Annotated in this window: 12 protein-coding genes; 5 read left to right on the top strand and 7 right to left on the bottom strand. The window is 56.4% G+C overall.

Features of this window, described 5'->3' with window-relative positions:
* Positions 1-148 precede the first annotated feature (148 nt).
* Complete coding sequence (locus B9P64_RS04440; RefSeq protein WP_085314995.1) at positions 149-1,282, top strand: SH3 domain-containing protein; 1,134 nt, start codon at positions 149-151, stop codon at positions 1,280-1,282.
* 142 nt (positions 1,283-1,424) lie between these two features.
* Here B9P64_RS04440 and B9P64_RS23535 read toward each other — a convergent pair whose 3' ends face one another.
* Both B9P64_RS23535 and B9P64_RS04450 read right to left on the bottom strand, forming a co-directional pair.
* On the bottom strand, positions 1,425-2,579 hold the full coding sequence (locus B9P64_RS23535) for a hypothetical protein (RefSeq protein ID WP_139826132.1): 1,155 nt from the start codon (positions 2,577-2,579) through the stop codon (positions 1,425-1,427).
* Positions 2,580-2,581: 2 nt separating this feature from the next.
* On the bottom strand, positions 2,582-3,457 hold the full coding sequence (locus tag B9P64_RS04450) for an HET-C-related protein (protein ID WP_139826133.1): 876 nt from the start codon (positions 3,455-3,457) through the stop codon (positions 2,582-2,584).
* Between the two features lie 78 nt (positions 3,458-3,535).
* On the opposite strand from B9P64_RS04450, the gene B9P64_RS23540 reads away from it, so the two are divergent.
* The 4 genes from B9P64_RS23540 (at position 3,536) to B9P64_RS04470 (ending at position 10,008) form a co-directional block, all read left to right on the top strand.
* The gene (locus B9P64_RS23540) at positions 3,536-4,381 is read left to right on the top strand and encodes a hypothetical protein (RefSeq protein ID WP_139826134.1); all 846 of its coding nucleotides are present in this window, start codon (positions 3,536-3,538) and stop codon (positions 4,379-4,381) included.
* Positions 4,382-5,092: 711 nt separating this feature from the next.
* Positions 5,093-8,383 (top strand): DEAD/DEAH box helicase, encoded by a 3,291-nt coding sequence (locus B9P64_RS04460; RefSeq protein WP_085314999.1) that lies wholly within the window; start codon positions 5,093-5,095, stop codon positions 8,381-8,383.
* A gap of 1,005 nt (positions 8,384-9,388) precedes the next feature.
* On the top strand, positions 9,389-9,610 hold the full coding sequence (locus B9P64_RS04465) for an AbrB/MazE/SpoVT family DNA-binding domain-containing protein (protein WP_085315000.1): 222 nt from the start codon (positions 9,389-9,391) through the stop codon (positions 9,608-9,610).
* Positions 9,610-10,008, top strand: a complete 399-nt coding sequence (locus B9P64_RS04470) for a PIN domain-containing protein (RefSeq protein WP_085315001.1) — start codon at positions 9,610-9,612, stop codon at positions 10,006-10,008. The genes B9P64_RS04465 and B9P64_RS04470 overlap by 1 nt, the downstream gene beginning before the upstream one ends.
* Positions 10,009-10,380: 372 nt before the next feature.
* Here B9P64_RS04470 and B9P64_RS04475 read toward each other — a convergent pair whose 3' ends face one another.
* The 5 genes from B9P64_RS04475 to B9P64_RS04495 all read right to left on the bottom strand — a co-directional run bounded on the left by B9P64_RS04475 (position 10,381) and on the right by B9P64_RS04495 (position 18,695).
* On the bottom strand, positions 10,381-11,937 hold the full coding sequence (locus tag B9P64_RS04475; RefSeq protein ID WP_085315002.1) for a Fic family protein: 1,557 nt from the start codon (positions 11,935-11,937) through the stop codon (positions 10,381-10,383).
* 490 nt (positions 11,938-12,427) lie between these two features.
* Positions 12,428-12,670 (bottom strand): hypothetical protein, encoded by a 243-nt coding sequence (locus tag B9P64_RS04480; protein ID WP_085315003.1) that lies wholly within the window; start codon positions 12,668-12,670, stop codon positions 12,428-12,430.
* A gap of 668 nt (positions 12,671-13,338) precedes the next feature.
* Positions 13,339-14,361, bottom strand: a complete 1,023-nt coding sequence (locus B9P64_RS04485) for a transposase (RefSeq protein ID WP_085315004.1) — start codon at positions 14,359-14,361, stop codon at positions 13,339-13,341.
* Between the two features lie 854 nt (positions 14,362-15,215).
* Positions 15,216-15,866 (bottom strand): hypothetical protein, encoded by a 651-nt coding sequence (locus tag B9P64_RS25975; RefSeq protein ID WP_217808638.1) that lies wholly within the window; start codon positions 15,864-15,866, stop codon positions 15,216-15,218.
* Positions 15,867-16,604: 738 nt separating this feature from the next.
* Positions 16,605-18,695 carry an ATP-binding protein gene (locus B9P64_RS04495; protein WP_085315006.1) on the bottom strand — a complete coding sequence of 697 codons (2,091 nt, stop codon included), beginning with the start codon at positions 18,693-18,695 and terminating at the stop codon, positions 16,605-16,607.
* Positions 18,696-18,709: the final 14 nt, after the last annotated feature.

An 18,709-nucleotide genomic window follows, 5' to 3' on the forward strand; every position in this document is an offset into this window, starting at 1 on the left:
GTAAATCCGGGGCAATTTTGGTGTCCCGCTGAGCGCACATCTTATTGAGTGTCGTGTATTGGTCCTACCGCTACGTTGTTGGTCCTCAGATGTAGGAGAGTCGCGCCGCAACATTTCGGTGTGCCACTCGTCCACAGCAAATCGACACATGAACGACAAGATGCAATCCTGGGGAGGGGGCACTTCCCTTGACCTGGCAACGGTGGGTAGCAGCACTTCCGCGCTTGATGCGGCTATGCGGTATATCCCAACAAGCGTTGCTGCGGAGTTCGCAGTGTTATCGGCCGCGTTCCGTCCCGTAGACGTTTTCAGGCAGCAACTCGAGGCTTTCGACCCCGCCTGCGGCATCTGGGCTGCAATTGAGCAAGCCAAGCTCGCTGACGTGCGCTTGAACGCAGTACGAGCCTTTGAATCATCGGAGCTGGAGCGAGTTCGTCGTCACGTTGAGATAGCGACCTCCGCATCACGGTTCGCTGCGCTCCATTCGGCCACGTTCGCAAGGACCAAGGCCATCGAGGAGTTGCTGTCTCCCAGTAGGATTGCTGCGAAGTACTTGAAGGACCTGACGAGTGGTAAGCCGCTCCGGTTGGCGGCCGAGCAAGCCGCAAGGTGGGCCAACCCGTACAGGGAGCTCGCCGGGTCCTTGGAACGCTTCAAGGAGCCTCTAGGTGCTTCTGCCATACGGGCCATCGTTGAGGGCATGGCAAAGGCCAGCGAGCCCTTGGACATCAGGCGGCTTCTAGAGCGTGCTACCGAAGAATATGAGCCACTGGCGGTGCATGAGGAGGCTGTCCAACTGGTTCAACAGGTGGCTGATGGCGTTTCGAGAGCGCTGACGCTACAGGATGCAGTGGTCCAGATTATTGAGGCCCTCAGTGCAATTAAGGAGCCGATGCTCCAGAGGATGCTTTCTACCGTCCTTGTGCCCCTCCTGATTGCAGTGGTGTTTGCGTTCGTGAATCCGGTCGGAGACTTCCTTGTCAAGAAGTGGCTCGAAGGAATGCCTAAGCAGGAGGCAACCAAGCAGGTGAAGGAGGCTGCTCGCGAGGCGGTCGGAGACTTGCGTGTGTTGAGCGAGTTGAGGTTCGTAAGTGCTCGGAACCTCGCTGTGAAAAGCAAACCTAAGGCCAAGGCTTTGGAAGTGGGGCAACTCCGGTTCGGCCAGACGGTCCGAGTTCTAGATAGGGGTCAAGACTTCACCTTGGTGTTATGGATGGGCGAAGATGGCAAGGCTGAACTTCAGGGATGGGTCTTCTCGCGCCACTTAAAGCGCTTCGAGTAGGTCACCCGCAGAAACCGCAAGGGTCGTGAAGCGGGATGCCCTATGAGGCTGTCTTGCCGTGCGGCAAGACAGCCAAGCAAATTGGATTTAGTCGCTGCTTTGCATTCCTAGGGCATGAACCGTCAGCTAAGAGGGGTGCAAATTACCTTGCGCCGCACCCTTCGGCTGGATGGTCACCGTTTACCTTGGTACAGATTGCGCTCTGAACGGCCTCCAGGTAGACGCCCGTTTCCCGATACATGAACGTGAAGATATCGCTCAGTTGCTCTTGAAGGACGGCCACTGGCTTGTACTCTTCCTTGGCACTTGCCTTTGGCAACCCCGCAGCGAGGAACCGGAGTGCCTCAGCGACACGCTGCATGCGCATTTCTAGTGGCGGATGGGTGCTCGAGCGACCTGGGTATGCAACAACGCCTGTTCGCTTCGTGAGGACATCGCATACGAACGAGTTTGCGTTCCGCTTTACCGTTTCCGGTAGGGTCGGAAACTCGGTTGGCACGAAGGACTTGTGGGGCTTCGGCTGGCTGATGAATTCCCGCTCAAGAGCCTCTTTGCGCCATGTGTTGGCTGCAATATTGAGTTGGTCTGCGCCCCAGAGCACAGACCCCTGTGGCGAGAACAGTGCTTCCCGATATGGCAGGGCCGGAAGGAGGCGCTCGAGAACCCGCACGGCATTTCGGTCTGCGTCTTCCTCGGCTCTTGTCAGCCCAGGCTCACAAGACGCCTGCAAGGTTTGCAGCTTTTCCTCGCGAGACTTCCTCATGTCAATGAGTTCGACTCGTCCCGCGTACTCGCCGGGCCGTCGCTGCTTGATGTGCCAGAGCTCATGGGCGAGCAAGTAGAGGAGCGCAGGGTTGGCCAACCCAGGCCGGTTGCCCTGTTTTCCGAACAACTGAACAGTGTTTGATGAACAGCGCACTTCCAGCCTATCGGAGGCTGCAACGCACCCTTCGCGGACGCTGATGGCGTCGAGCTCTTCTCCCTTTACCAGAGCCGGGCTGCTTCGAATGCACCTTTCCTTTGTGGTCGAGCTTGTTGACGCGTCGGAAAGGACATACACGCCAAGCGTCTTCGGAGCAAGCTGTGCTGACTCCGGATTGGCGACAACATCGTTGATTGGAAGTGGTGTACCGAGCTCGGCATACGCCTTAAGCGCCAACCCGATGGTTTTTGCGGCCGCTGCAGCTCCTTCCGCATCAAGTCGGCAGGTTGGCGGAGAGGGGGGCGATTGGGCTAGGCAGGCTCCTCCACCCAGCATGAGGCTTGCTGTGACAGCTGTCCGAGCAAAGCGCCGCATGGCTAGAGCCCTCGGCGGTCGACCAGTACTTCGAAGGCAACGCTCTCGCCATTGGTCGCCTTCATCAAAGGCCAGCGGCGAAAGGCGTCGTTGATAAGCTCTTGGGATGCCTCACGCGCTAATTGAACAGCGAGTTGGTAGCGGCTCCGGTTGTCCAGATGGGCAAGCTTCACCTTCCCGCTTGGTGTCGTGGCCTTGTCTTTTGCAAGGTCAGCATGCGAGAGAGTTCCCTTCGGGCATGCCTGAGGGAATCCCCAGAAAACGAAGCCCGACACGAGAGCCTTGCCAGGTGGTCTTCCTGCCAGCTCGTTAATGCGGTCCTTGCTGGCCTTCCGCCACGGAGCAATCACCTCGATGTCCGTGGACTTCTTGGCTTGGTCGACGCTCAGCTCGACGTAATTGCTGTGCGCATAAAAGTCTTGAACACCATGGAGGCTCTGTCCAAGCGCAAAAAACGCCTTCAGCATGGCGGCGTCAACCGCGGCGGAATCCCCGCGGACCTTTGACGCCTGTGCGGCCTGCACGTGGCCATCAACTTCTGACAGGAGGCTGTCGATGTAGCCTATCGCGTCACCGAACGCGCAGTTGTCGAAGTGGGCTTTGGACTCGAACTGGTGGTAGCTGTCCTGAAGGTACAGCGCCTTGCGCAGCTCGCCGATGTACTTATTCGACACGAGGTCTTCAATGACCTTCTCGTGCGTGCTGGTATCGAACGGCTGGTCGCAGTTCCCGCAAACGATGACTGCGCTTACCGTGCGCAGGTCTGGAACCTCGGCGCGGGGTGGAGGCGGCTTGGGAGGGCTTGCTCCTTGCCCTACAGCGCTAGCACACCAGGCTAATGCGCATATTCCCGCCAACAGTATTTGCCCAATGCTCATGGAGCCCCTCCCTTGGTTCGGCAAGTATCGACGGCCTGCGGCTGTGATGTCACCTAGGATGCGAACGCAAGGAACGCCATGCTGAAAGTCGGGCTTGGATTGCGCACGTTACTGTGTGCTTCGATGCTTTTCGCAGCGATTTGCAGTTACGCCGACCCAGTAGTCGAGCGAGGCTTTCAGCAAACTCTCGACGGACGTTCCTTGGCTGAGAACGCCATTGCCGTGGTCAACCTGCTGGTGGGTGACGCCGCGCTGGCCTTGGAACCGGCTTGGGTTGAGCTGCCGGGAAATGTTTCATCGCGAGTCGCGGTCTACGTTGTCGATGACCGGCAAGGCACGGTTGTCACGCCCGCAGCTGTCCCGAACGGTTGTCGGTGCGTCTTCATATTTCCTGCCGTGGTCACTGAGTGGGTGCGCAGGAACTCGGCAGGGCTGGGCAGGATTCAACTCGACGCAGAGCAGTTCCTTTCCTTCATCTTGCTGCACGAGGTGGGCCATCTGAAGATGGGCACTCCGGGCGCAGTGTTCCGCGAAGGCCGGCTATCTCAGCTGAATGTCGAGCCGAGCAGGGCCAAAGTCGCGGAAGAAGATGCAGACAACTTCGCCGCCGACTTGCTCAAGGCTCGAATGGCGAAAACGCCGGTAGGCGAAGTCTCGCTAGCGGCGAACTGGGTCGTACTGGAGCTCACGAAGCTAAGCTGGAACATGCAAGCTTTCCGAACGCTCGATGAATTCGGCTCCTTTGCGGTGGGTAAGCCATTGGTGTTTTTCGACGACGGGTACAGCCACCCAAACCTCGCTTGGCGAATCCTCCGTGTTGCGGACCGCATCCAAGGCTCGCAAGAGACGCGGTATCTATTGGATGCTTTTGAGGAGGCTCGTATACGTGGCGCAAACCCAGCGCCGCTGTATCAACGCCAGTAGGCGCTCCGTGTCTGCCTCCGGTCACGGTTTTGGACGGGACCATGCGTTGAGGCAGCGTGCAGCGGCTCACAGCAGGTAAGCGCGTTTGACGTCAAGAAGCGCTGCGCCCATGCGTGGGGGATGGAGGTTGCCAATGCCTCGTAAGCTAATTCCCTTAGGGAAGCGGCCATATGAGCCTTCCATAGCGACAAATTAGTCGTGAACTGAGTTGTGTTTTGTCGTTGTGATATTCGGACTGCTTGGCCGGGTACGCAGAAACCTCTCTAGGATGTCGCGTGTGGTCGTCCGCCTGAGTTCGGCTTTTAGGTGCCTAACTTCGTCGGATTTAATGGCCTAGGCTTGGCGCTCAGCCATTGGCACCTGGCGCTGCTTGAGCCACTGCCACCTGACGTATGGCTCCTCCCGGCTGCTGGGCGATATTGGCCACTCAGTGGCCGTTTTGCAGCACCTGCGCTACCGCTTCAGGCTTGAACTCTTCCGTAAATCTTGTAGTGCTCATTGCGCCTCCTCCTTCACCTCAAGCTCGAGGCACGCAGGCATCTACGATTTCCGGGGAAATCTACAGGGCGGCTAAAGAAAATGGTGATATGCCTTGTGCACCCAAGCTAAATCTCCGTTCATATAAATAGAGCTCGCTACTGAGACGACCTTATGAAGAAACTCAATCCCGCCGTAAGCCCGCTCGTGCTAACTGTGCAGGACTAGGCGACCGTGAAACTGACCACCCCTGCCGTGAGGGCAGTAAATAGCGTTTACCGAATCGGTACAGTTCAGCAGTTACTTCAGCCTAGTCGGTGTGTTGAGGGAAGCTCAGTCAAGTTCACCGTGAACAAGTATGTCGGGTTGAAGTTCTCCCCGGGAGATGGCGACCCCGATATCTACCTTTTCAGGAAATCTCCCGTTGGAGCGACGTTCCCTGACTCGGCTCGGGTCTTGGTAGGCAAGTTTGAAGAAGCTGACGCTGAACTTGACCTATCGGAAGCACATTGGTTCAAGCACGAACTGCTGGCACATGACAAGGCTATTGCGCTGGCCCCCAGCGCTCTGGCTGACGCTGCTCGAACTTCCTGGTTTGGTGCATTCCATTACGCCGAAGAGAATATCCCCGATGGGGTGGTCGGGCTGCGCAAGCCTCAGCTTGGTGCCCTCCATGCAATTCATGCACATTGGTCAATATCAACCGACATTGCGACAGTCGTCATGCCGACAGGAACCGGTAAGACAGAAACGATGCTCTCAACGCTTATTTCTACGGGTTGCTTGCGTGTCTTTGTCATCGTTCCGACGGATGCGTTACGCACCCAGATTGCCGGAAAGTTCGCAACACTTGGACTCTTAAAGGTAGCCGAAAACAGAATTTTGGATGAGGCGGCACACCGCCCAGTCGTCGGTGTCTTAACGTCAAAGCCAAAGACTGCGGAGGAGGTTCAGGATTTTCTACAGCGGTGCAACGTGGTTGTGACGACCGCGCACCTTGTAGGCGGATGCGATGAGTCAATTCGAGCAGAACTGGCAAAGCACTGCACTCATCTCTTCATTGACGAAGCACACCACTCCGAAGCGAAAACCTGGAAAGAGTTTCGTGACCACTTCATAGGCAAACCGGTTCTGCAATTCACTGCTACCCCGTTCAGAGAAGATAACCAGCCGGTTGACGGGAAGCTCATCTATGTCTACCCGCTTCGCAAGGCACAGGAAGAGGGCTACTTTCGTCCTATTCGATTCCATGAAGTCTATGAGTTCGACGCTGCCAAGGGCGACCGAGAGATTGCCCTCGCTGCCATTGCCGAGTTGGATGCAGACACAACCGGCAAGCATTTGGTTATGGCGCGAGTTGGAGGCGTTGACCGTGCTGGTAGTGTCTTGGTCGTCTACCAGTCCTTAGGTCGCTATGAAGCGGTAGTTATTCACTCGCGCCTCAAGCTGAAGGAACGTGATGCGGCGAAGGCCAAGCTCTTCGCTGGCGCAGCGAGAATCGTCATTTGTGTGGACATGCTTGGCGAAGGCTTTGACCTGCCTGAATTAAAAATCGCTGCCTTTCATGACATCCGAAAGAGCCTAGCTGTGACTTTGCAGTTGGCGGGGCGCTTTACCAGGGTGCGACACGACTTAGGAAATCCTGTGTTCATCGCGAACACGGCACTAATTGACGTACGTGAAGAGCTGCAGAAGCTTTATTCCCAAGACCCTGATTGGAATTCGCTTCTCCCAAATCTGACAGAAGAGGCTATCGCAGACGAGGTAACCTCCCAAGAGTTTTTGAGCGGGTTCCAGCCCTTTCTGGATGAATTACCGCTAAAAGACTTGCGGCCTGCGGCCAGCATGGTGGTCTACCGGACTCAGTGCGCTAACTGGCACCCCGACCGCTTCCGAAAAGGCTTCAAGGGCCTCACTGACCGCGACAAGCTGTACCACACGCTGAACGAACGGGAGAACACACTGGTCGTGGTAGCCGCAACCGAACAATGCGTCCGGTGGAGTGAGGTTGAGTCCCTGAAGGAGTGGCGTTGGGAGCTCTTCGTTGCAGTGTGGGACCGCGAGCATCAGCTGCTCTATTTGCATGGCGCCAACAACAGCAGCGAATACAAGGAGCTTGCGAAGTCCCTATGTGGTGACGACGTGTCCATCGTTGTCGAACCTAAAGTTTATCGTTGCTTTCACGGTGTCAATCGCCTTGTTATGAACAATGTCGGCCTCGATGAGCATCTTGGTCGTCAGATTCGATACACGGGCCGAATGGGCTCAGACGTCGAGTCTCGACTTTCCGAAGCAACTCGACAAGGCACCAAGAGAGCTGTCCTGGCAGGTAAGGGCTACGAGCGTGGGGAAAAGGCCTCCGTAGGTGCAGCAAAGCGGGGGCGGGTTTGGTCCAGTCAGCGGCTTCGCGTTGACACCTTCGCGAGTTGGTGTCGAGCTATCGGCGCTAAGCTTGTTGACGAGTCTATTGACCCCGACGAAGTGCTGTCTGGGACGCTTAAGCCTATTGCTGTCGGCGTTGTTCCGCACAAGGTCGCTATCGCAGCGGATTGGCCCTCGCTGATTCTGGACCGGCCAGAGGCAGCAACTATCATCAAGTCGCAAACTGGAAAGGAGTTTCCGCTCACGGAATTGGATATCGAGGTGATGCCAAGGGCCGACGATGCCCCGCTGATACTGCGTGTCTTTTCCGAAGACTGGGAGGCTAAGGTCAGGTTAAACCTTTTTGCTGCGGGCGACAGTTTTGACTACTCATTCGCCTTCGAGTCAGGGAGCTGGGCACAGGTTGGCCGGAGTTCCAACAGCCTCCTTACAGAATTTTTGACGGAGCAAGCTCCCACAATTTGGTTTGCGGATGGCTCTTCGCTCGAGGGATGCCATTACGTTGAATTACCTCCGATATCAACCCAGCCGTACGCACGTGAGCGGTTGCGCGTGCTGGATTGGACGGGGATAAATCTTCGAAAGGAGTCGCAAGGCATTGCACGCGCTTCGGACACCATCCAGTTTCGACTTATCGAGACGCTGAAGGCAGACCCAAGTTACTCACTAATCTTTGATGACGATGGCGCGGGAGAAGCGGCGGATGTCGTGGCAGTTCGGCTACACGACGTACCGGGGAAGAAAAGAATTGAAGTTGAGTTCTACCACTGCAAGTACGCCGTAGAGGATTTTCCCGGGGCACGGGTAGACGACTTGTACGTAGTCTGTGGTCAGTCTCAGAAGAGTATCTGCTGGCTCGGCAACAGGGACCGCCGTACTGACCTCTTTGTGCATTTGCTGAAGCGGGAGGCGAAACGCGTGGACCACGGAAAGCCTTCACGCTTCGAGGTCGGTGATAAGCGACTACTGGCGGAGCTCAGGGAGGCTAGCCGTCGATGTGAAGTCTCGCTGAATGTCTTTGCGGTTCAGCCAGGGATGTCTAAGGCTGGCGCCAGCCATAGCCAACTAGCATTGCTCGCGGTCACTGAACGCTACCTGACGGAGACTTATCAGGTTCCGTTCGCGGTCATCTGTAGTGAGTAACTCAGTCGTCGAGGAGACGGTCCTTCCGGGCAACACGACCGTCGAAGTCCAGCCCAAGTAGCAGCCCTTCGCTAACAGTGACCTCAAGCATCGCGCTTCCCCGGCCGTTGGCAGTTGGACGGGCATGAATCGCTGATGCATTCAAGCTAGAAGAAATCCGGTAAAAGAACGCGCCCAAGCACGTCCAGGTAACCGACACACGTCACGTCAACTCGAACTGGCGCACTAGCTATGACCGAGTAGGGCCTGAGACAACTGCGCTTACATGGAGAGGCGGACGAGGATGAGCGCTTCACTCGCGGAGGGGCAAGAACTCGCAGTGGTTTTGTCCGCAAGCGGGGACCCCGTGAACTGCATGCATTGCACGGCGCTTTAGGCAGAACAACACGAGAGGGCCATAAAGCCCCGGGCTCTTTTGTTGGCGTTATCTCTCTCGTGGCACCCAACTGACCGGAAAGCCAACAACGGCGAGGATTTCCGGTACTTCAACGATTCGCGAGCATCCCAAAATATCGACGCTCCCGTCGTTCGACTACTTGCCCCCACCCGGTCTCTGACACGCTGAGGTCGAGGGGCAAACGCTTGAGGCTACCGACCCGTGCGTAGCACGTCCGGGTCGCGCAGGCACAGGCCGTAGGGGCAGTTGGTCGCCAGTCATTCCTTCGGCTCGCCGGCTCGTCTTCTGCGCAGCACCCCTTGGCGCCAGCGCTCCAGCCCCGATTCCCCCTGCAGGTGCCACTACCGGCTCCCGCAGTGTCAAGACGGCTGTCTCTCGTGCCCCTCGTGCCCACCTCACTCACGCCCTCGCTGTGCTGTTGGCCGCAGGCGGGGAAGTAGGCGTGTCGCCCGAAAAGAAGCTGTGTTCTCGCGACGAACAAGTTTCGCGGACCGAAGTGAGCCCCTGTCGACAGGCACGCCAGACCTCAAAGAGCCCTCATGCAACGCCAATAGCTTGCCCGTGCTCCTCGCTAGCATTACTATTTATATGAAAGTAAGGAGTCTTCAATGGTTGAATCGACCATCACGGCCAAAGGCCAGACAACCGTGCCTGCCGAGGTTCGAGCGCAGGTCGGTGCCACTCCAGGCACGCGGCTGGTCTGGCACGTGCTGCCCGACGGCAGCATCCTGGTTCGAGCCAAGACAAAGTCCATTCTGGACATGGCCGGCTCGGTCAGCCCGCCGACGGGCACCCACGTGCCCGTCGAAGCAATGAACGCTTGGCGCTGATGCCGGCGCTTGACACCAACGTTCTGGTTCGATTTCTCGTTCAAGACGATGCCGCGCAGCTCGCGGCAGCCCAACGCCTCATCAATCGCTGTGTTCAAGCAGACGAACCGCTCTTCGTCCCCGTGACAGTCACGCTGGAGCTCGAGTGGGTTCTGCGCTCGAACTTCAAGCGGCCGAAGGTTGGGGTTCTCTCCGTGCTGTCGGACCTGCTTTCGACCCGAGAGCTCACGTTCGAATCGGAAGGGGCCATTGAGGTGGCCTTGCGGTCCTACGCCGACGGCACGGCTGACTTCTCTGACTGCGTGCACACGGCGCTCGCAATTCAGGCCGGCTACGCACCTCTGTGGACCTTCGACAAGGCCGCAGCCAAGGTCGAAGGCGCCTCGCTGCTGACCTAGCTGCCAGCTGTTTCGTCATTCATAGGCCGTATCCGCAAGGGTGCAGCCTTTTCACTGGCTGCTCGCCCTCGACAGGCATTCGGCACTAGTACCTCCAGGGTGCCATTGGGGCGATAACTTCCCTTTGATGTACCCAATCGGCTGGAAAGTCTGCAAGGCTTGGCTTTCCGGCATATGGGCGCATCACGAGGGGTCTTGGAGCCACCCAAGAGCGGGATGTGGCGGCGCCTTGCCAACAAAACGGCGTAGGAAATGATGGCGGCTCAGCCTAGCTTGACGGGGCTGAAGTCTTGACGCCGAGAACGCCATTTGCCGACCTCGCAGACTTAGGGGCGCGACGGCCATTCCGCTAAAACAGGGGGCCTCCCCGAGTTATTTTTCAGCAATACGGCGTCTCAGGTAATCGGCGAAATGGCAGCACGTCGTGGATTCAATGAGGACCACTTGGTCGTTGCTGAGCGGGGCCGCCAATTTGCGTTTGTGTTCAGGCAGCTTGCCGTGACCATCGACGATTGCGGCAATGAGCAAATTCAGCTGTGACTGGCGCATGTCCAGCCAGATTTCGAGGTCTCTCACCGTGGCATCGTGCGCGCGCAGATAGGCAACTTCTTCCTGCAAGTCTTCGTCGACGCAGCCCTTGACGCATTCAAGGACGAATTCGCAGAGCTCCGTGGCATCGAAGCAGGCGTACAGCCAGCGGGGCTGCGGCGACGTTACGTGAATGCTGTCGCTGTCCGCGTCCAGGCGGTACTCCAGAAGCTCGGTTGGTGGCCGCGAATAGCTCTTGAGCAGGGCGGCATACCGCGGCAGGTCCTTGAGCATTCGCGCCGATATCGGCAGCACCATTCCGGCGGGCGTGAAGCCGCTCTGGCGCAGCACGTGGTGCAGCAAGAAGCGATGCAATCGCCCGTTGCCGTCCCACAGCGGATGCACGAAGACCAGCCCGAATGCCGCGCACGCGGCAGCCAGTACCGGATGGAGCGTCCTGGCCGAGGCCATCCCTGCTACTTCGGCCACCCCGTCCATCATGGGCTCGACCAGGGTGGCTGGTGGCGGGATGAAGTCCGCGAGGTTGCGCGGGTGGCCGAAACGCGAAAGCCAGTTCTGGCCGTTGCGGTAGGCACTTTCGAACCGCAGCGATTCGACAATTTCGGCATGCCAAAGCATCACCTGCTCTTCGGTGAGCCCGCCTGGTTCTCCGGCTTGCTCGAGCAGGCGCCGGAACCGGGCCGCGCGGTTGTTGTCCGGTATCTCGTCTTCCAGCCCGTACGTGGAACGCGTTTCCGACAAGTACAGGTAGTCAATTGCACGGGCGAGCAGCTCGGGCTCGAGTCGTCCGAGCGCCGCTGAAATCTGGCTGCCCAGGTCTTCGGCCAGCAACGCATCGAGCTTGTCTGTCCGGCGAATCAGCGGACTGAACGCCGGCGTGCCCACCAGGTTGTGCGTCACGCCGAATCTGGGATTCGGCACGGACGGCCCCGGAACATAGCGCCGCGGGTCCAGCAGCGGCACTCGCGGAACCCCGGCCGGAAGCTGGTAGTGGAACCGATAGTCCGTGAGCCACTCGGCCAAGTGCCCCGCGATGCGCGCATATTTCGACGACGGTTTGGCTTCGAGCCAGGCCTGGATTCCTTGAAGCACGTCCTCCCGCTCGAACAGCGCGCCCAGCACGCAAAGGTTCAGCGGCTCGCGCTTGAGCGCGAAGGTCAGCTGGCCCACCAGACTGTCCGTATCAGTGAGCCGCAGCAGGGGCAATTCAATCCGCTCAGTGCCTTCCGTCGCCGTGATGCGGCGTTCGACCGCTCGGTCCACTCCGCAATACACCGTCCGCAGCGAAGGAACGCGAAGCGAATAGCGCCGGATGAGCGCTTCGTATCCTAGATGGACCGATGCAGCAGCCGGTGGAGCGCAGGACAACTTGGAGTTCATGGCGGCAGCAAGTGAAGCCTTTGATTTGATGGGGCATCACAAATCATCTACTTCCCGGCATACCGTCGCCTGATTGTCTTCTCAATTCCGAAAACGTCTATTTTTTTCAACTATTGCAGTGAAAACCATCTACGTCGCTTTTGGTGCAAGCAGGTGTTAGTTGAACTGGTGGACCAGCAGTTACTGATACAGCTCCTCCAGAGCCAAGGAGCCCATTGAATGAAAACGCGGTTTTAGTTGTTCTTATACGTCAACTATGGGCAGAAATTCATTCAACCGACGGACTTCGAAGCAGGTCACGGTGGTCAATGCGCCCGACTAGGCGCTTGTTTGAAAACTTAATTGGCTACTCCCGTGGCGTCGTCAGTAGCTTCTTCAACTTGGAGTATCAAGGCAGGTCGGTTCTTCGGGCCAGGGACGCCTACTTCTTCAGGGAAACAGCATTCGATAATGTCTCCCAGTTTCGGCCTCGGTTTCCAGTAGGTTCCGCTCACAGCAGTGAGCCGAGGACCTTGCCTTTTTCTATCGGTTCGGCTTTGGCGATGGCCTGGTGCTGCGTTTTGATAAGTGGCATAAATTTCTCCATGTCCTGGCCGACGAAAACCTCGTCTCTGAGTCTAGCGAGGGCATAAAGGACAGTTTGGGTTTCGTTGAGCCCCAACTTATGGGCAAGCGCCGTCAGCGCGTCTCGCGACACCGTTGTCAATGTGTCTTCTTTGAAGTTCAGCTTCATCGGTCGTTGCCTGGCAGCAGTAGGCATAATGTGCTCTTCTGTCATAGGGGTATTGCGTATATATACTATATGTATATTTTTAGAGAATCAGTCAAGCCATATGTTTCGAATCGTGGGGTTCCGCGCCGCCGGAAGTTGGTTCTTTGTTTGCGAAGTAAAAGAAACCAGACACCGAGGCGCCCGCTTGAGTTCGCTTATAAGCGCGGAGAGTTATTCGCAGCCATCGGTTCTTCGGCGTCCGCCACGACGACTTCTCCCAAATGAATCACCCCAGAAATTGTAGACACCTGTGCGCCTCAAAATTGAGATGACGCAGGAGGTGCGATGAACACGAAGAGATTTACGTCCAGTAGCGGCCTGAATCCCGAATGAGCGGGTCAACAGCGCCTAGCTTCTCGCGGGCGGTGACGAGTTGTTCGTCGATGAGGGCCGCGAGCTTCTCCAAGCGTTCGATGTCGCCGGCAGCGCAGGTGCAAGACTCGACCAAGTCCTTCTGAAACAGGAGAGGAGCTTAGTCATGGACGAATAATTGGTTTGACGTGCGGCACAGTGGGGCACGCCAAGTTGGAGTTGGCGCAGTATGTGTCCAACCCGTGAAGGTCTCCAAAGCGACGCATTTCTCGGGCACATCGGTGCAATGAAGCCAATAATGAACTCTTCGCGGCTATTTACCTTTTTTCCAGTATTTTCAAAATCCGCTCGAAATCACCTCGCCTTTTCCAGCGTCGGTAAGCCTGTGCCGCGTCATTCCAGTTCCCGGTTCTATATGAATGCTTTTCCCAGCTCACATTCTCGGCGAGCTTCCCAAGTACATCATTAAGTCGATGCCGCAGTAACTGTGGGCACGTGCCTGCTCGGCGCCTGAGAAATGGCTCGATGACCTGCCATTCTTGGTCGCTAACATCTACGCTTGAGTCACTATGGCGAGGAATGGTCGGCAAGTTGTATTGATGTTGTCCACTTTCGAAATTGTCATGGCCATCGTGGTAGCGAATGACAGACTTGAGTTTCTTGAGTTGATAGGCGGGCTTGTCAAGGGGCGTGACGGAGATGATTCTAATGCCGGTGACAAACCGTCGCCCCCCATATTCTACGAAATCGAAATTGGCTTCGAGTTTGGCTTTCGGTAACGTCAGTGCGCATCGTCCTTCTAAGGCATGTTGATGCACACTATCGAGCATATGCGTTGCACTCGGGTGAGCCATAAACCATCTGAATGGATTTTCCCAATTGGCATAGCGGTGCCTGTGACTCGGATATGCCCACAATGCGTAAATTATAAGTTCCGGTGCCTCATCATTGGGTTCCCAGCGCAGATGGCATGCCCGCTCAAGCGCATTGTTGAGAAAAATATCAGGCAGAACGAGGACTGCCGGCTGGAATAGCGCGCGCATCAGCACCAGCGCTGGTACGAAATAGATATTGTTGTTTTCCTTAAATTCGAATACCTGATGATTGTCGCAGATGTCTTCCGGTAGTTCGATGCAGAAGCACTGTCGGTACTCATGACTTGGGCGGGGACGAAACTCCTGAAAGTTCACGCACACCTTGGTGCGTGAGGTGCGCAATGCGGTCGGCACGCCTCGCCGATGTAGGTCCCTGAGGCTGATGGTCGTACGCCGCCTGTCTTCGTTCACTGCAACAGCCTCAAGACGCCCCGCCTCCATCGCAAACCCGCAGACCCATTCCATGTTCGACTCCAAGTGAATGGAATCGATAGGTCTTGTGGTTTAGCCGCCGACCGTAGGGCCGCTACCCGCTTCGTATTTTTGCTGTCGTACGACTACAACTACGACTACGACGGCGCGGTTACGGCCGGTCGGTGCGTGATTCCCGCAGCTTCAAGGGGAAATGCATTTACGCAAATCGATTGCGTGCGGAACTCCCAATCGATTTGACAACGCTGGCTGAAACCTGACTCATCTTTCTAGTCGGTCGCCGGTTCGAGTTTGACCCACCTGGGTGGTGAAATCGTCTAGCCCCGTATCAGCCCATTAAGGCTGATACGGGGCTGGGTCTGTCCGACCGGCTTCCTGTCCTTGAGTTGATAGCTATCGCCAGTCAGCTATACAAGGGGCGAGTGACGTAGCCGCCTGTCGAGCAATGCGGCGGTTGGCGTGGCGTAGTTATCCGGCGCAGTGGCCCATTGAACAAATGGCAGGCTCGACGACAATGCGGCGAAATCCTCTCGGCGCAAAAACTGCATCAGCGCAGAGGCTTAGAACTTGTTTGAAAACTCAAAATCAGCGGCCAGCGGTAGGACTCCAGTGGCATTTCGCAGCGAAATTACCTAATTTTTGTGCAAGAGCAGTGCGATTGAGGCTGTAGCCAAGCCATTTTTCAACGGTCAATTGAGTTTTCAAACAGGCTCTTAGAGCCTGTTTGAAAACTTAAAAGCAGCGGTCGACGGTGGCACTTCAGCGGCATTGCCCGGCAAAAATTGCCTAATTTCTGTGCAAAAACAGGGCGATTGGGGCCGCGTCCAGGCCGTTTGTCGACGCTTCATTGAGTTTTCAAACAGGCTCTTAGAGAATTCGCCTACAACCTAACTGCCTACGAGTCCGTTTTTTGTAACGAGGTCGAGCACCTTGCCTCCCGGCTTAAGGCTGATAGATGCATGCCGGTGAGCAAGAGCGACGGGAATTACTGCGTTCTCATATAGGTCCAACTCAAAGTGCCGCACTACGTCAAAAGCTCGCCCGAGGTCGGAGCCGTAGCGCGTTAAGTCTGACTTCAACCGCGAAAACTCTTTGGTTCCGGACTTCTTCGCTGCTGGGTACGGCAAGCCGACGGTGAAAATATTCCCCTTCTCTGTTTTGAAGATAAAGTCTTGACCGAAGTACGTCTCCGTGCCGAAATTTTCGTTGTTGACTGAATTGATATATGCGTCGCGATATTCATCGTCAACAACATGGAATGTGCCGTTCGGCAGGAAGCGAGCGATGGAGCGGGCGTGCTCCATGACCTGACCGTCCTTCTGCAATCCGATGACGATTGGCGCCCGCAGTCCGCGCCGACGCAGTTCCTCTCGGATTCGGTGATAGAACGAGACAAGGGTGAAACTGATAGACGCGGGCTGCCCGAACACTGCAAGTGGCCCGTCCAAGATGAAGGCCATCTCTGCCAGGATTTGCGGATGGTGCTCTGCCAGCATTCGCACGAAGGTCGCAATGAGCAACTGCTCCACTGCGTTCATGAACCGTGTCACTGCTGACGTACAGTCGCCGTAATCGGTAACCTGTTCGTGAACGCGAAGGGTGTCCGTAAGGTAGACCTCCGCGTTGCACGCCGGACAAACTTGAACCTCTCTCCCGGCAGTGAAGACAAACAGGTCGTGCGCAAGGCCCTGAGGGTGGACAGCGCTGCATGAAGGACACTTCTTCAGCCCTGCCTCACCGTTCTCAAGCGCGAGCAACGTTCCGCGTACTGTGAAGTCGCGACTATGCGGGTGAAATGACGTTCGCTCATCCGACAACTGGTCCCACACAGCCCGACGGAACCCGTCCTTTACAGAAGCCGAGCCCTTGTATCGAATGTTGCTTCCTGGGAGAGCGAAAGAGTACGAATCAGCGTTCCGGTGAAGGGCTGCAAGTTTGAACGGGTCGACGAACCGCGAGCCCGGGGGAGACAGGTCTTGAAACTGCCTCACATCGACAAGGACGAGACTGGCCTTGACGTAACCTACTTGGGTGCTCGGAAACTTGTCGTCAATAGGGTCTGCATAAGGGCTCGCATCGGAAGCGACCACCTTTAGAGGCAGCGAACCCGAAGTGGGTGCCGGCAAGTAGGCAGACGCGATGCTCCGAGCTTCGTCGTCGCTAGGCTGCTTTAGAAACGCACAGTCGTTGAGAAATGCCTGGATGTCAGGGTTCCTCACCAAGTCGCTGTGTCCGCCTTTGGATGCTGTTTCTCGTTGATATGGCATTCTGCACGCTCACTTCATCGGAGCATCTGAAACCTCGCGCAATTGCGCAAGTTGAGCCTTCAGCTCGTCCGGGGTAAACCGCTTAATTTGGGTGGGCAGCACAAACGGAGAAGACAGTGTCTTGATGCGCGCAAAACCGACGTCTTGCGCCGACTTCAATGATGCTTGGAAGTCCGCGAAGTCATAGTACTTGCTCAGCGCCCGCAGTTCGTCGTCGTTGTTTAGGTGCGTGACGAACCAATTCTCGGTATTCGAGAGAATGTTGGGGTGAATCGACGACGGCTCTTGAGTAGCATAAACAAAGGCGATTTTGGCCTTTGCGCCTTCTTTGGCTAGTCGTGGCCACGTATCCGTGAGCTCGTCCTTCTTTCCAATCAAGTTGTGAGCCTCTTCGACGTACACAACGATATTTTCAGGGACCTTGCCCTCGTTCATCGTTTTTAGTGATGCATTGAAGATGGCCTGGGCAATCTTTTTCGCAAGAACAGTACGCACCGTATCCGGCCCCACGCTGAGGTCTAGGATGACGATTTTCCCTGCGTGCAAGTGCCCCAAGACCTCCTTCACCACATCACCGCTCCGCTTCGCAGAGTGGTAACCGCGATAGCCAGTAATGGCTCTCCATCCGCCGAATGGCTGTTCGCGTGAGTTCTCTCGCATCAGCATGTTCAGATAGGCCTCCAGGTTGGCATCGACCCAGGGGTTTCCCTTCGTGCTTGATTGAATACCAAGTATCGGCTGGCTGTTACTTTTTTGGGAGGCCTTCAGGAGCAGATTGAACTTGCGAATGGTCTCAAACCATTGGCAGGCGTCTTCCAAAGACACCTTTTCCGAGGTTGGAATGGTAATGGCAATTTTCGGGTTCTGGGTATCGGCGAAATTCCGCAGCTGCTTAACCAAGTTGTCGCTTAAGGGAATATTGACGATGTGTCCTGCCGGAGCCTTGTATCCCGCTTTATGCAAGAGACACTGCCAGACTGCGGTGAGCACCTTCCAGCGGTTATGGTCGCCCCTTGACGTTGCATCGGGCTCTTCAAGACTCGTGCCAAGAAAGGTATCCAAGTCCTGGCCGGAATACGGTGGGGGGTCCTTACGGAATAGGTCAACGATAAGCGCCAGTCCTTGCGCCGGCTCCTGATAGAAGTTGAGGCGGAGGTCCTCAAACCCAGCGGTGTCTGCCGCGCGATAGCGACAGCAGTCTTCGCCAAATACGTCAGCAATCGAACTCCCGTCGTCCTGATGATTTGCGTTGGCGTATTCACCATTCAGGTCGAAGATGATTTGGCCTACCTTCACACCTCCGCCTGCCGCTGCCAGACTAACCGCAGCCACGGTAGTTTTCACGGTGTTAGATTTGCCTGTTCGAGTCATGCCGAGCACTGCAGTACGCCGCGCCAGGAAGTCGGAGGGCTGAATGTGGACTTTCACGAGAGGCTCGTTCGGACCACGATGAAGACGAGCTGTTGAGGTGTACCGAACGGTCCCTATTTCGAGCGGAACTGGCTCTTTTTTAAAGCCGGATTTCTCTGCGTTTTCGCGAAGTGCCTTCTTCGCTTCCGGGTTCAGATGATTAACAATTTTTTCTAAGGCGTCGCCGCGCGGTTTGAAAACCCTCAGCTTCGTTGAACTAAAGTAGTTTTCCAAGTCGCTTCCGAGTTTCAACTCGCCGTCCTCGACATAGAACGTCCCAAGAATGCGGCAACGGAGCGCACCATACTGCAGCTCACCATGAGTCATCGGGTCTAGGCCGTCGCGTGCGTCCTTTGGAAACAGCTCGTCCTCGGTCCTGCGTTGGTTGTGCTCCACGCGGGTGCGCAGCATATCTGCATCGGTTGGTAGCGGCGCCGGCTCAAGAACCCGGAGTAGCACCACCTCTTTCTCAAGTTCTGTTGCTTGGCCCATTTTCTCCGGGTCGAACGCTGCGGCAACAAGGAAGCTGTTATGTGGGATGCCAGCGACTCTCTCCTTCCAGGCATCGTTCGTCAGCACCATTGCTTCTGAAAAGTTCATCCCGTAGACGAAGCCTACGTGGCTGTTCTTCGAATCGCCGAGAAGCGCAACCAATGGGCTGCTTGCAAGAACTTGGTTAATGATGCTCATGGAATGGTGTACCC

The sequence above is a fragment of the Derxia lacustris genome (assembly GCF_002105195.1).
Classification (GTDB): Bacteria; Pseudomonadota; Gammaproteobacteria; order Burkholderiales; family Burkholderiaceae_E; genus Derxia; species Derxia lacustris.